This window comes from Aequorivita sp. 609 (assembly GCF_014212065.1).
GTDB classification, from domain to species: domain Bacteria; phylum Bacteroidota; class Bacteroidia; order Flavobacteriales; family Flavobacteriaceae; genus Aequorivita; species Aequorivita sinensis.
In genome coordinates, this window is sequence record NZ_JACJVM010000108.1 from 1 (window position 1) to 483 (window position 483).

Here is a 483-nt window from a genome sequence, read left to right on the forward strand (position 1 = left end):
CTGACAGCGATTACTCTTCTGTGCTTTGCAGTTTTGCTGCCTTTCCCAGGGCTGGCACTGCCTGCAGACTCAGGCAAGCTGGAACAGGTCCCTGTTAAGGTGACTGTTATTAATGATTTCACAAATGAGGTTCTTTCCTACTCCACCACTGTGATAGAGGAAGGGCTGATGTTTGGTGTCTTAAATCAACTGCAGGACACCAGCAACGACTTCAAATTCTCATACACTATTCACAAAACCATGGGCATATATCTGGAGAGTGTAAATGGATTGGCTGGATCTGATAAGGACCAGACATACTGGGAGCTTCTGTCTGAGAAAGCAGGAGTTATAACCCGACTGGAAGTGGGAATTGGCTGCTACCAACCCCAGAGAGATGAGAATATGATCCTGAGGTTCACCACTTGGGCCAAAAAATAGTTATATTTAGTGGTTTAAATGCTACTGCTGAATTAATTCCACATCTTGTTGATCTCGTCATCA

At 44.5% G+C, this 483-nt stretch carries 1 protein-coding gene; it reads left to right on the forward strand.

Going from position 1 to position 483, the window contains the following annotated elements:
- Window positions 1-420: DUF4430 domain-containing protein (locus tag H4O20_RS12890; protein ID WP_185099522.1), on the forward strand; the 420-nt coding region annotated here is incomplete at its 5' end.
- Between the last annotated feature and the right edge of the window lie 63 nt (window positions 421-483).